Raw genomic sequence first — 12,391 nt, 5'->3', positions numbered from 1 at the left:
CATCATTTGGGCGTTGATTTTAATCTTATTTTTGAAATAATCGGGCGATAGCGGCTGCCTGCTGAATGCGGTTACCCATGCCGATACCGTCGCGCAGATTACCGGCTATAATCAGTCCGGGGTACTGCTGCTGGATAGCCTCCACCGCCTTAAAACGCTCGCCACTATCCACGCCATACTGCGGAATGGCATGCTCATGACGGAAGATACGTATCATGTCGGGCTCTACGTTCATAGGATATTTCAGCATACTGTGGAAAGCCTCGCGCACCATCGAGCGTATCTCGGCATCGCTCTTCTGCAGATAGTCGGTATGACGGGCGCCACCCATAAAGTACGAGTACAGGGCACCACCCTCGGGCGCACGCTGCACAAAGCAGGCCGATGGGAACAAGATACCCAGCACCTGCTTCTGCTCCTTGCTGGGCACCAAACCGCCAAAGGCCGCATAGTCGATACCGCCAGTGTTCTTAATGCCCACGCACACCTGTATGATAGGTGCATAGTAAAGCTTGCTGATAGGCGCCATCTGCTCCTGCGCCACAAAGGGTAGCAACGATGACAAGGCATAAGCACCCACAGTGGTAATCACATGGTTGCAGTGTATCTCCTCGGTACCGTTGTTATAGCGTATCAGCCATTTGTGCTCGCCATCGGGCATCACCGTTATCGCCTGTGCACCGGTTACAATGTCGATGCCCTCAGCCAGTGCCTCTACCAGATTCTGCAAACCGCCAAAGGCCGAGAACACCTTCTTGGTAGCCAAGCGGTCGCGCTCGCTCTTAGGCTCCTTGGCCTTAGCAATGGCACCACGCACAAAACTGCCGTAGTTAGCCTCCAAATTATAAAGCTTAGGCAACGCATAGCGGGTGGTCAGCTTCATCGGATCACCGGCATACACACCCGACACAAACGGATCAACGGCATACTCGTAGAACGAGCGTCCCAGTCGGCGCTGTGCCAGTGCACCTACAGGTTCATCAGGGTCGGTACCCTTCTTACGCCAGGGCTCACCCAGTATACGGAACTTATCCTTCAGTGTAAACAAGGGGGTACTGATAGCTGCTGGCAAACTGGCAGGCAAAGCATGAAACTCACTGCCTTTCCATATCAGTCGGCGCTTCGACGATTCACGGGCTGTCTCCATCTGGCAGCGTCCCTCCAGATCGCGGAACAACTCGGTTACCTCGGGAAACGATACCACGCCTGTGTTAGGACCACTCTCGAACGTAAATCCATCCTCGTTGTGCGTAGCTATCTGGCCACCTATGCGGTTCTGCTTTTCAAGCACCAGCACATCGCGGCCCATCTTCTTCAGGTTAAAGGCAGTGCTCAGTCCAGTCAGTCCGGCACCTATCACTACTATATCACGTTTTTGCATTGTTATATCGGTTTTGAGAATTGTTTGTCGTTATGAGCCATCAGTGGGTCGAGTGCAGCAGCCACGCAGCGCACAAATGGGCGCCCACAGGTGTTCACCTCAATATGGTCGTCGTCAAAGCGTAACAGTCCGTCGGCCTGCATCTCGCTGAATGTGGTTTCGTTGTAGCCACAGGCCTCGCGCACCTCAGCGGCACTCACACCCAGGTGTGCAGCCACGTCGCTCCAGTTCAGGGTGTAGTTACACATCAGCGTCTCTACCACCTGGCGCACCAGCTTTTCCTGAGGGGTAAGATGATAGCCGCGTGAAATGTAGAGCTGACCACTGTTCAGGGTTTCGATATACGTGTTGATATCGCGACCGTTCTGGGCGTAGCAGTCGTCCAGCTGACTGATACCCGTAACACCAAAGGCATACACCTGCGCCGTTGTACGACGTGTGCAGTAGCCCTGAAAGTTACGGTGCAGCTGTCCCTTGCCAAGCGCCACAGCCAGTTCGTCATCGGGCAGCACAAAATGGTCCAGACCTATGGGCTGATAGCCGGCCGCTGTCAGCACCTCTGTAGCCGTCTCATACATGCCGTTCTTCTCCTGGTTGGCAGGCAGTCCCACCTTATCCAGTATCTGCTGTCGTGGGAACAACTTTGGCAGATGTGCATACGAGAAAGTAACCAATCGGTCGGGTCGCCATGCAGCCGCCTGCTCGATGGTATTACGGAACGAGTCGATAGTTTGCAGGGGCAATCCATACAGGAAGTCGAGATTCACCGTTGCCCCACTCTCGTGCAGCATCTCAAGAATCTCACCCACAGGCATCATCGACTCACGTCGGTTCACCACCTTCAGCACTTCGGGGCGCAAGTCCTGCACACCCAGACTATAGCGTGTAAAACCGCATGCAGTAAGCTGCTGCCAGTCGTTGGCATCCAGATAACCGGGATGGCACTCGATGGCAATCTCGGGGCGCTCAATGGTAGGCGCTATCGATAACAGGTGCTCGTTCAGCTCCTTAATCATGGCAATGGGCAATGCCGTAGGACTGCCGCCGCCATAGTGTATCTGCGAAATCTGTCGATCATCGCTGATATGCTTAGCCACCAGATCGATTTCCTTGTGCAGAGCCTCAACATATGCCTTTACCACCTCGGGCTTGGCCTGAGGATACGAGTTGCAGCCGCAGTAATGGCACAAGTGCCTGCAAAAGGGAATATGCAGGTAGAAAGATATCTGGTTCTGTCGGGCCTCGTTACTCTGATCAACCATCATCAGATAGTCGGCCTCGGTAAAGTTACTAAAGTAATTTGCCGGTGGATAGCTGGTGTATCTCGGTACCGGACGGTTATACTTCTCTATAATGTCTGTTTGCATGGGTGCAAAGGTACTACATTCCGCCGGCCCTCACAATCCCTATTTATATGGATTTACAGTTTAAAATGACTTTTACGGTATTGCTGGGGCGTCATACCCGAGTTTTTCTTGAAAATGCGGTTAAAGTACGAGTAGTCGTCGTAGCCTAACGCGTCGGCTATACGGTTCACGGCCATGTTGGTGGTTACCAGTGTCAGCTCGGCCTTCTCCAGCTTGCGCTTGGTAATAAAGGCATTGGGTGTTTCGCCTGTTTCGTGCTTAAACACGCGTATGAAATGATCCTTCGACATGCAGGCCTTTTCGGCCAGCTGTTCTATGTCGAGCCTTTCGCCGATGTGCTTGCGTATATAGGCCAGCGTCAGATGTATACGGTCGTCCTTCACATCGGCCTTAGGCGTGGCATACTTCAGGAATCGCGACATCAGGATGTACAGGATACCACGACTCTCTACCTTATCGCAGAACGGACGGCGCTGATTAAGTTCCAGGTTACTAATCAGCGTCTGGTGGTTGTCGTACGCTTCAGGGTCCGACTGCTGCAGCTTCAGGAATGGGTTGATAAAGCACAGTCGCCTTACCAGTTCCAGATCGCCTGGAGCCGCCTTTACCTCCACGGGATAGTCCCATTGGTCCAGTATGCTCATATCGCTGTGCATATCCTCGTATATATGTATATAATAATGTGAGAACGGTGCATCGCAGATATAGCTATGCATGGTATAGGCTGGTATAAAATACAGATGGTTAGGTATCAGCGTGTAAACACCCGACGGCATCTCAACCTGCGCCGTACCATCGGTAACGTAATACAAGCGCGCAAACGGACTGCGCACATTTTTCCAGTTCCAGTCGGCCATATGGTCGGCCAGTCCTACGTTCAGGGTCAGTAAGTGAAGCTTGTCTATAGGATAGTTCATAACCAAGTGTTTATAGTGTTTCGTTTACAAAGTAACAACATTTATTTTAAATATACAACAAATTTCAAGTTTTTTTCAGTGCCGATTCGAAAACTAACTATAAAATATCGATAAAGTGCTATAAATCTGAAATAAAATTAACTTTTTTACCATTCTGCCGTCGATTTTCTCTAAAAAAACGCGTTTGTTGATTGGTGTATTTAAAATTATTCCTTAACTTTGCGCCGACAAAAAAGAAAACTACGATAATGGACGAGAAAATTTCAGGTTACAAATGCAAGACTTACAGCATGCCCGTAAAAAGGTATTGCCAAACCATGGATCTTAAAAACGATCCTGAGCTGATAGCCAAGTACAAGGAGGCGCACGACCGCCTGCATGCCTGGCCCGAAATCTTAGCAGGTATCCGTGAGGTGGGCATCCTCGAGATGGAGCTCTACATCCTGGATAACCGTTTGTTCATGATTGTAGAAACCCCACTGGATTTTGATTGGGACAGCGCCATGGCCCGACTGGCCACTCTGCCTCGCCAGGCCGAATGGGAGGATTACGTAGCCATGTTCCAGGCCTGCAAGCCAGGCAGTACTTCCGACGAGAAGTGGCGCATGATGGACCGCATGTTTTATCTTTATGATCATGAATAACTATCCTAAAATTGGTATTCGCCCCACCATCGACGGTCGTCAAGGGGGCGTTCGCGAAAGCCTCGAACAAAAAACAATGGCTTTAGCAAAGGCTGTAACCCAGCTCATCAGTTCAAACTTGCGTAATGGCGACGGCTCGCCTGTTGAGTGCGTGATTGCCGACACTACCATCGGTCGTGTGGCCGAGAGTGCTGCCTGCGCCCAGAAGTTCGAACGCGAGGGTGTTGGTGCCACCATCACCGTTACATCGTGCTGGTGCTACGGTTCCGAAACCATGGACATGAATCCCCACTACCCCAAGGCTGTTTGGGGCTTTAACGGCACCGAGCGTCCAGGCGCTGTGTATCTGGCTGCCGTACTGGCCGCCCACGCCCAGAAGGGACTGCCTGCCTTTGGCATCTATGGACACGATGTACAGGACCTCGACGATAACACCATCCCCGCCGATGTAGCCGAGAAACTGCTGCGCTTTGCACGTGCCGCACAGGCCGTAGCCACCATGAAGGGCAAGAGCTACCTCTCATTAGGTAACACCTGCATGGGTATTGCCGGCAGTATCGTTAACGCCGATTTCCTGCAGCAGTATCTGGGCATGCGCACCGAGTATGTGTCATTAGTAGAGATTCTGCGCCGTGTTGATTTCGGCATCTTCGATCCCGATGAGTTCAACAAGGCCATGCAGTGGGTAGAGAAATACTGCAAGCCCCAGGAGGGCCACGATTATAACGAGGACCGCCCCCTGTTCCCCGGCACACCTATGACCACCTTCAACGGTAAAGGCAAGGGCAAGAACCGCCAGGAAAAGGATGCCGACTGGGAGTTCACCGTTAAGACCATGATGATTATCCGCGACCTGATGCACGGCAACCCACGCCTGCTGGAGATGGGCTATAAGGAAGAGGCACTGGGCCACAACGCCATCTTTGGCGGTGTACAGGGCCAGCGCCAGTGGACCGATTACAAGCCCAACTTCGACTTCCCCGAGTCGATGCTCTGCACCTCATTCGACTGGAACGGCCGTCGCGAAGCCGATGTGCTGGCCACCGAGAACGATTTCCTCAACGGCATGTCGATGCTGTTCGGCCATCTGCTCACCAACCGTGGTGTGATGTTCTCCGACATCCGCACCTACTGGAGCCCCGAGGCTGTAGAGCGTGTGGCAGGCCATCGCCCTGAGGGACTGGCTGCTGGTGGATTCATCCACCTTATCAACAGCGGTGCCACCACACTCGATGCCACAGGCGCCATGACAGATGCTAACGGAAACCCCACCATGAAGGAGTTCTGGAATATGACCGATGCCGACGTAGAGGCCTGCCTGAAGGCTACCAGCTGGATGCCAGCCGATCGCGACTACTTCCGTGGTGGCGGCTACAGCTCGCACTTCGTTACCAAGGGCGGCATGCCCATGACCATGATGCGTATCAACATGGTACAAGGCTTAGGTCCTGTGCTGCAGCTGGCCGAAGGCTGGACTGTAGAGCTGGATGCCGAAACCCACAACATACTCGACAAGCGTACCGATCCCACCTGGCCTACCACCTGGTTTGTGCCACGACTCGACGCTACCAAGGATTGCTTTAAGGATGTGTACAGCGTGATGAACTGCTGGGGTGCCAACCACGGTGCCATCGCCTACGGCCATATCGGTGCCGACCTGCTCACACTCTGCTCTATCCTGCGCATACCTGTATGCATGCACAACATAGCCGACAAGGACATCTTCCGTCCTGCTGCCTGGAATGCCTTTGGCATGGACAAGGAGGGCGCCGACTACCGTGCCTGCAAGAATTTTGGTCCGATATATAAATAACAATTCATACTTACGTTTACTAACAATTAATGACAACAAGAGAACTACTATTTACGTTCATGGCAGTCGGCGCAACGCTGACTGCCTTTGCACAAGATTACAAGGTGCCCGTATCTGAAAGACATGAGAAGATGCAGCAGGGCAAGTACGAACCCACCTGGCAGTCGTTAGAGACACACCAGACACCCGAATGGTTCCGCAATGCCAAGTTCGGCATCTGGGCCCACTGGGGACCTCAGTGTGTCGAAGGTTCTGGCGACTGGATGGCTCGTGGCATGTATATCGAGGGTAGTAGTCAGTACAAGCACCATGTAAAGCACTACGGTCATCCTTCCGAGTTCGGTTTCAAGGACATCCTGCCCTTGTTCAAGGCCGAGAAGTGGGATCCCGAGGCGCTCGTGCAGCGCTACAAGCGTTGTGGTGCTCAGTACTTCTTTGTACTGGGCAATCACCACGACAACTTCGACCTGTGGGATTCGCAGTATCAGGAGTGGAACTCCAAGAACATCGGTCCGCATAAGGATATCCTCGAAGGCTGGGCCCGTGCTGCCAAGAAAGCCGGACTGCCACTGGGTATCTCGTTCCATGCCGACCATGCCTGGACCTGGTACGAAACCGCACAGCGTTACGATCAGAACGGTCCGAAAGCCGGCGTATATTACGATGGCAAGCTTACTAAGGCCGATGGCAAAGGCAAGTGGTGGGAAGGTCTCGACCCCCAGAAGCTGTATGCCCAGAACCACCCCATGAGCGACCGCTCGTGGAACAACGGTCAGATACATGCCCAATGGGGCTGGGAGAACGGCGCAGCCACACCATCCGAGGAGTTCGTCACCAACTTCTACGATCGCACCCTCGATGCCATCAACCGCTACAATCCCGACCTCATCTACTTCGATGTAACGGTGCTGCCCTTCTATCCCATCAGCGACTGTGGACTGAAGATTGCCACCCACATGTATAACAAGAATCCACGTAGCGTGGTGTTTGGTAAGATACTGAGCGAGGAGCAGAAGAAGGCTCTTACCTGGGATGTAGAGCGTGGTGCCCCCAACCAGATTATCGCCGAGCCCTGGCAAACCTGCAACTGCATTGGCGACTGGCACTATAACACCAGCACCTACAAGCACGGTTACCGCACATCCGAGAACATGGTAAAACAGCTGGTCGACATCGTATCCAAGAATGGCAACCTGCTGCTTAATATCCCCCTGCGTGCCGATGGCACCTACGACGAGAAGGCCTCGCAGTTCCTCGACGAGCTCGAAGCCTGGATGACACCTAACGGCGAGAGTATCTTTGGTACCCGTCCTTGGGTTAAGTTCGGCGAGGGTCCTGTAGCCGAGAAGGCCATTGCCATCAATGCCCAGGGCTTTAACGAGGGGCAGTACAACGGTATGGACTACCGCGACATCCGCTTTAACCAGACCAAGAAATACCTGTACGCCACCGCTATGGGATGGCCTCAGGATGGACGTCTGGTCATCAAGTCGCTGGCCAAAGGCAATAAAGATTTCAAGAAAACTATTACGAACGTTTATCTGTTAGGCTACGGCAAACTCAAGGCCAGCCAAACAGCCGAGGGACTGGTAGTAAACCTGCCCAAGCCCTGCAACAAGATCGCTCCTGTACTCCGTATAACAAAATAAACCTACTAACAACTAAATTCACCCTTATAAAAGGGCAAACGGTGCAGCTCGTGAGAGTTGCACCGCTTTCATTTCACACGATTTGAACGCCTGCGGCAGTTGCACCTACTGCGCCTAACAAGGCGGTGATTACTGCCACCACGATCTTCGCAATCGTCCTCCAGTTCTTCATCATAATTCCTCCTTTCTTAATTTTTACATTATTACATTTTTACATTTTAATAAGGCTGGGGCCGAAGCCCCAAACCTTAATCCCCGATGGGCTCGTGGCTGCCACCGCCGTTACCACCGTTGCTTGGCTGGGTGCTGCCACCATTGCCACCACCATTGCTACCGCTGTTAGCGGGCTTAGTGGTGTCGACATCGTTCTTTGGCGCCTCCTGCACACTACAACCAGTGATGAAGGTCTTCTGACGCAGACCACTGCCATCGGTCTTTACCTCGGGCTGAAACAGCACGTGCAAGCCCTTGATGTTCTTGCTGATGCTGAAGTCAGCAGCGCTGTCAGCGCCCTCGCCACGGATACCGATCTTAAACGATCCAAAGCCATTCAGCTTCACACGCTTAGAATCCTGTAACTGGTCGGCCATCGTCTCGATGAGCTCAGAGATCACAGCCACGATATCCGCCTTTTTCAAGGTACAGTTACGCTGCATGATGGTGGCCAGCATCTCCGTATCCACGGTCTGGGTAATCACGGCTCGTGGATACCACTTGCCATAGCCCTTGGCTTTAGGTGATGTCACCTTCGACAATCTGTAAAATACAGACATATTGCTCCTCCTTTCTTTACTCGGGATTTACATCCCTACTGCGTTAAACACTCTGACTTTTCGTCAGGCTCAGGATTCTCCTGAACACGTTGCAAAGGTACAAAAAAATAAGGCCGATTCCAAAAGAATCAGCCCTATGTAGTTAGCCAAAATTACGCATGGACAGTTCCACTATTATTATTTTAATTTACCGCCTCCACCTTTCTGTGGATTGCTGTTCAAGAACTGCTCGTTGGTTTTCAGCCAGTTGCCCCACCCCGTCAGCTTGTGGAAGTCGCACTTCTCGTAGCCTTCATTGTAGTTGTTCAAGGCTTTTAACTCCGGAACATTCGTCATGTAGTCGAAGGTGTAGAAGAGTTTACTCATCAGGCAGATGCTCAGTGTGTAGTGATCCAGATGCTCCTTACTGTTGTTCACATCGCGATAGCATACAAAAGCCTCGTCGAAGGCCTTATCCATCGCTGCCGATATAGCTTTCAGCTCGGCATCGTCGGTTTCCTTAGCCAACAGCTGGGCATAGTTAGCGATGTCGAAGAATGGGTAAATAAACTCGTTTTTATTCGCATCGATAGGCTCGAAGCGATACACGCTCTTGGTAGCACGGTCGATGGCCTCCTTCTGTGTGGGATAGAGTGCCAGAATGCGGTCGCACAGCTGCTTGGCAGCATCGATGATAGGCTCGAACTTATCGGTGCGAATCATCTTGTAGTCGCCGTTGGCGTAAACATTCTTGGCTACGTCTACATAACTGTTCTGCCATTCAGGTGTACAGCGTTCAAACATCAGGTTGCCAGCCTTCTCGGCATCGCCTGTTTCTATAAGGCCGCGAATAAATTCCGTCATCAGCTCACCGCCGCTACTCAGTATATGGGCTGAGGCAAAAATGTAGTCGGCAAAGCTGCGTGCCTGTGTCAGCGTTTCGATATTACCCATAAAGCAGTTGTGGAACATCAGCGTGTTAAACTTCTCAATGCCCGCAGCCTGCATGGCATCGTACATCTCGTACATGTCCATCCACTCGTTATCCACCCACTCGTCTACCATCACACCACGGGTAGCACGAGCCTGCTGCACTTCGTACTTACCAGGCACATCGTACAAGGCATCAAAGCCCGATCCGTGCCCCCAGATGCCCATTACGTAATCCTCGGCAGGGCACAGCAGACTGCTGAACTCCAGGAACATGCGCATGGTGTTAGGGTCACAAATCTTCAGTTGCTTGGCTTTCTCGCCCATGCCGAAAGCCTGCATACCTTGTTCCTTAATTGTGTTCAGGTCGGTCTCGCCAGTCAGCTCAAACCACACGATATCGCCAGGCGCTGCATATTTGCCCGTAAAGGCCTTATCTGGATCCGGCTGATCCTTACCATATTTATACATGCACACCACGCGCACGTTGTTGTGGTCGGTCAGGTACTGCTGCAGTCTCTCCCATAAGCCCTGTTCTATAATAAAATCCATGGTGCCACCCGCATTGCCATATACAAACACGGTGTATTTGGCGGGTTGCGGCACATCTATCATCTCATCGTCCTTGCTCCAGGTATCGAACTTAGCAGCCATGTCACTAGTGGTTTTCTTAAATTTCAGGTCGATATCGCCATCACCAAGAGTCAGCTCGTCGCCCACCAGCTGCCAGTTAGCGTACATCTTCTCCCTATCCTTCGGGTTCATCGTCAACACACCATTGGCCGATGCCGTGTACGTAAAGTCAATCTTCTCGCAACCGATGACATCATCCTCAAAGGTGTAGTAGATACGGGTGCTGCCCGTACCGTCGGCTTTAAACTCGGTGTTCTGCCATGTCTTACCATAGTTCCACTTGGCATAGGTCATCCCCGACACATCCGAGAACCAGTTGCCCACAATCCTGGTGTCGATTCCTTTCGCAGGGTTATCACCACTATCGTTAGTGCACGCCACAAAACTCAGCATGAAACATGCCAATAGCATCAATTGTTTTAGGTTTGTTTTCATAATGGTATTACTTTAATATTTACTTGTTGTTATTAGTATCACGCCGCAAATATAAAGAATTTTTTAATAACTTCCAAATTTCTTATAATAAAATAATCACGGGGCGGCCCCCGTGATTATTTTATTTAAACACAATCATATCGGCCAGTTGCAGGAAGTAATCGTTGCTCCAGATGTCGAGTTCGCGCTTGTCGATGATGTAAGGGATAACATCGGTCTTTACTGCATCAATGTCTGCTTTAGAAATACGTTCCTTTAGGAGTTCCATGAAGAGTTCCTTAGTAAGGTCGATATCATTAAATTCCTTTGTCCTTACCTTTAGATGTTCAAAATCCAACGCCACGCGATTTCGTACATACCACTCGAAATCGTACCAATCGCGTCCTTTTATGCGATTCTTCCAAGCCCGGAATGTTAGAGCATGCATCTTACCGGCATACAAATCGGGTAACGTAAAACAACGTGTAGTAAACGAGAAGGGCTGCATAAGCAGTTTCTGCTCGGTAGAAAACTCAAGAGGCGGATTTACATCTACCTCGATCTTTATCTTCAATGTCTTTTCGGTCTGAAACGTCAGATTGTACACATCAGTATTATCCTTCAGAAAAGCAGATTCAACCTTGCCAAAGGTACGCTTGTCCTTCTTAGTAATCGTAACTGTCCGTCCTAATAGTCTTGCCTCTTCGATAATGGCTGGAAAATAGGTTTCGAGCGTAAAATTCGGATTCTTCGCCAGCAAAGAGAAATCCATATCCTCAGAATATCGTCTCAATCCGTGGAATATCCTGAGACACGTACCACCATAGAAGGCCGCCTCCTTAAAGAAACCACCACGATAAAGGCCACTCAACACCACCTGCTGCATTACCTCGTAGAGTGCATTCTTCCTATCGTTATCGCCTGCGATAGTGTGCTGTGCTACCATTTGTTCAAAGATGTCTGACATGCTTTATATACTTTATTAACGTGTTTATACTCGATTGCTTGCGGCTTGCTAATGCACAACGTTCAAGAAGTTCGATATCAAAGTTCTCAAGTGCGTCAGTGTCAAAACGGATGTCTTCCTCAAGATAACTCCCTACATCCTTCATGAAACGTAGATTCAGACACTTGCTAAAGTTTATCACATCGCAAAGAGCCTTCTCGGGGGCAGCTATCAAGAAACTAACACCATCGGCCTGCTCTATTCTAACGCCAACAGCGAAGTATTCTGGCGAGCAGTTCTGATAACTGAAACGGCCTACAGCGTTCTCAAAATCTCTGGAGTGCTTGGTGGTAACTGATGTTACCTGATACACACGTTCAGGTATCAAACCATAATAGCGCAAGGCATATTCGCAACCCACATACGATGGCCCGTAAATGTGATTGGCTATCAGTTCCTTCGACAGTTCCTTACCGGTTTCCATCTTGCTGGCCACGTACATACCCTTCTTTAAGCGTATAATCTGACCATTCTTTTCGAGCGCGCGCGCTTTTTCGTTAATATGCTTATGGTTCGGGAAAAACGCACTTAGCACATTAACATCAAAGGGGATATTGCCTATGTTCTCAAACGGTGTCATCTATATACAATTAGTGCTTGAATGGTGCAAATATAGTTATATTTCGTACACAAAACAAATATTTTCTTTGTTTTCTGTGCAAAATATTACTATTTTAACTTTATTTCAAAAAAAAAGGCTGATCCCCTAAGAATCAGCCCTTGCAGTGGCAAAAACGAAAAGTAGCTTTTCATGCATCGAAAAGCTACTTTTTGATGAGTGAAAAGTTACTTTTCGGAGGGTGAAAAGCTACTTTTCGTTGGGATGGTGGTGGCGGGCCTCCAGGTCGCGAAGGATGCGCCGATCGCGACTGGGCTTTACGTAGT

Annotated in this window: 11 protein-coding genes; 3 read left to right on the top strand and 8 right to left on the bottom strand. The window is 50.5% G+C overall.

Annotated elements, in window-relative coordinates:
• Nucleotides 1-25: 25 nt before the first annotated feature.
• From hemG to PRU_RS14275, 3 genes are read right to left on the bottom strand one after another with little or no spacing between them, the layout of a single operon-like run.
• The gene (gene hemG, locus PRU_RS14285) at nucleotides 26-1,381 is read right to left on the bottom strand and encodes a protoporphyrinogen oxidase (protein WP_013065713.1); all 1,356 of its coding nucleotides are present in this window, start codon (nucleotides 1,379-1,381) and stop codon (nucleotides 26-28) included.
• A gap of 2 nt (nucleotides 1,382-1,383) precedes the next feature.
• The gene (gene hemN, locus PRU_RS14280) at nucleotides 1,384-2,748 is read right to left on the bottom strand and encodes an oxygen-independent coproporphyrinogen III oxidase (protein WP_013063369.1); all 1,365 of its coding nucleotides are present in this window, start codon (nucleotides 2,746-2,748) and stop codon (nucleotides 1,384-1,386) included.
• Nucleotides 2,749-2,801: 53 nt separating this feature from the next.
• Entirely contained in the window at nucleotides 2,802-3,665 is an 864-nt protein-coding gene (locus tag PRU_RS14275) for an AraC family transcriptional regulator (protein WP_033150429.1), read from the bottom strand.
• Nucleotides 3,666-3,913: 248 nt separating this feature from the next.
• Between PRU_RS14275 and PRU_RS14270 the strand changes: the two genes are divergently transcribed.
• From PRU_RS14270 to PRU_RS14260, 3 genes are read left to right on the top strand one after another with little or no spacing between them, the layout of a single operon-like run.
• The gene (locus PRU_RS14270) at nucleotides 3,914-4,309 is read left to right on the top strand and encodes an L-rhamnose mutarotase (protein ID WP_013064670.1); all 396 of its coding nucleotides are present in this window, start codon (nucleotides 3,914-3,916) and stop codon (nucleotides 4,307-4,309) included.
• On the top strand, nucleotides 4,302-6,122 hold the full coding sequence (locus PRU_RS14265; RefSeq protein ID WP_013065244.1) for an L-fucose isomerase: 1,821 nt from the start codon (nucleotides 4,302-4,304) through the stop codon (nucleotides 6,120-6,122). Before PRU_RS14270 ends, PRU_RS14265 begins: the two co-directional genes overlap by 8 nt.
• A 29-nt stretch (nucleotides 6,123-6,151) precedes the next feature.
• Nucleotides 6,152-7,771, top strand: coding sequence for an alpha-L-fucosidase (locus tag PRU_RS14260; protein ID WP_049769191.1), 1,620 nt, complete (start codon nucleotides 6,152-6,154; stop codon nucleotides 7,769-7,771).
• Nucleotides 7,772-7,844: 73 nt separating this feature from the next.
• On the opposite strand, the gene PRU_RS16190 is transcribed toward PRU_RS14260, so the two are convergent.
• The 5 genes from PRU_RS16190 to PRU_RS14240 form a co-directional block, all read right to left on the bottom strand.
• Nucleotides 7,845-7,946: a smalltalk protein gene (locus PRU_RS16190; protein ID WP_157054556.1), complete on the bottom strand. Its 102-nt coding sequence runs from the start codon at nucleotides 7,944-7,946 to the stop codon at nucleotides 7,845-7,847.
• Between the two features lie 73 nt (nucleotides 7,947-8,019).
• Entirely contained in the window at nucleotides 8,020-8,544 is a 525-nt protein-coding gene (locus PRU_RS14255) for an HU family DNA-binding protein (RefSeq protein ID WP_013064338.1), read from the bottom strand.
• A 177-nt stretch (nucleotides 8,545-8,721) separates the two neighbouring features.
• Nucleotides 8,722-10,521 (bottom strand): clostripain-related cysteine peptidase, encoded by a 1,800-nt coding sequence (locus tag PRU_RS14250; protein WP_080517216.1) that lies wholly within the window; start codon nucleotides 10,519-10,521, stop codon nucleotides 8,722-8,724.
• 121 nt (nucleotides 10,522-10,642) lie between these two features.
• A complete protein-coding gene (locus PRU_RS14245; protein WP_041386372.1) occupies nucleotides 10,643-11,467 on the bottom strand; it encodes a nucleotidyl transferase AbiEii/AbiGii toxin family protein in 825 nt (274 codons plus the stop codon).
• Nucleotides 11,451-12,086, bottom strand: coding sequence for a type IV toxin-antitoxin system AbiEi family antitoxin domain-containing protein (locus tag PRU_RS14240; RefSeq protein ID WP_013064722.1), 636 nt, complete (start codon nucleotides 12,084-12,086; stop codon nucleotides 11,451-11,453). The genes PRU_RS14245 and PRU_RS14240 overlap by 17 nt, the downstream gene beginning before the upstream one ends.
• Nucleotides 12,087-12,391 lie beyond the last annotated feature (305 nt).

The organism is Xylanibacter ruminicola 23 (assembly GCF_000025925.1).
Lineage (GTDB): Bacteria > Bacteroidota > Bacteroidia > Bacteroidales > Bacteroidaceae > Prevotella > Prevotella ruminicola.
This window is presented reverse-complemented; position numbering and strand designations above follow the sequence as displayed.

Coding starts and splice junctions, on each gene's coding strand:
- PRU_RS14245 (WP_041386372.1), bottom strand. CDS start 11,467: ATGTCAGACATCTTTGAACAAATGGTAGCACAGCACACTATCGCAGGC.
- hemN (WP_013063369.1), bottom strand. CDS start 2,748: ATGCAAACAGACATTATAGAGAAGTATAACCGTCCGGTACCGAGATAC.
- hemG (WP_013065713.1), bottom strand. CDS start 1,381: ATGCAAAAACGTGATATAGTAGTGATAGGTGCCGGACTGACTGGACTG.
- PRU_RS14255 (WP_013064338.1), bottom strand. CDS start 8,544: ATGTCTGTATTTTACAGATTGTCGAAGGTGACATCACCTAAAGCCAAG.
- PRU_RS14270 (WP_013064670.1), top strand. CDS start 3,914: ATGGACGAGAAAATTTCAGGTTACAAATGCAAGACTTACAGCATGCCC.
- PRU_RS14240 (WP_013064722.1), bottom strand. CDS start 12,086: ATGACACCGTTTGAGAACATAGGCAATATCCCCTTTGATGTTAATGTG.
- PRU_RS16190 (WP_157054556.1), bottom strand. CDS start 7,946: ATGATGAAGAACTGGAGGACGATTGCGAAGATCGTGGTGGCAGTAATC.
- PRU_RS14275 (WP_033150429.1), bottom strand. CDS start 3,665: ATGAACTATCCTATAGACAAGCTTCACTTACTGACCCTGAACGTAGGA.
- PRU_RS14260 (WP_049769191.1), top strand. CDS start 6,152: ATGACAACAAGAGAACTACTATTTACGTTCATGGCAGTCGGCGCAACG.
- PRU_RS14250 (WP_080517216.1), bottom strand. CDS start 10,521: ATGAAAACAAACCTAAAACAATTGATGCTATTGGCATGTTTCATGCTG.
- PRU_RS14265 (WP_013065244.1), top strand. CDS start 4,302: ATGAATAACTATCCTAAAATTGGTATTCGCCCCACCATCGACGGTCGT.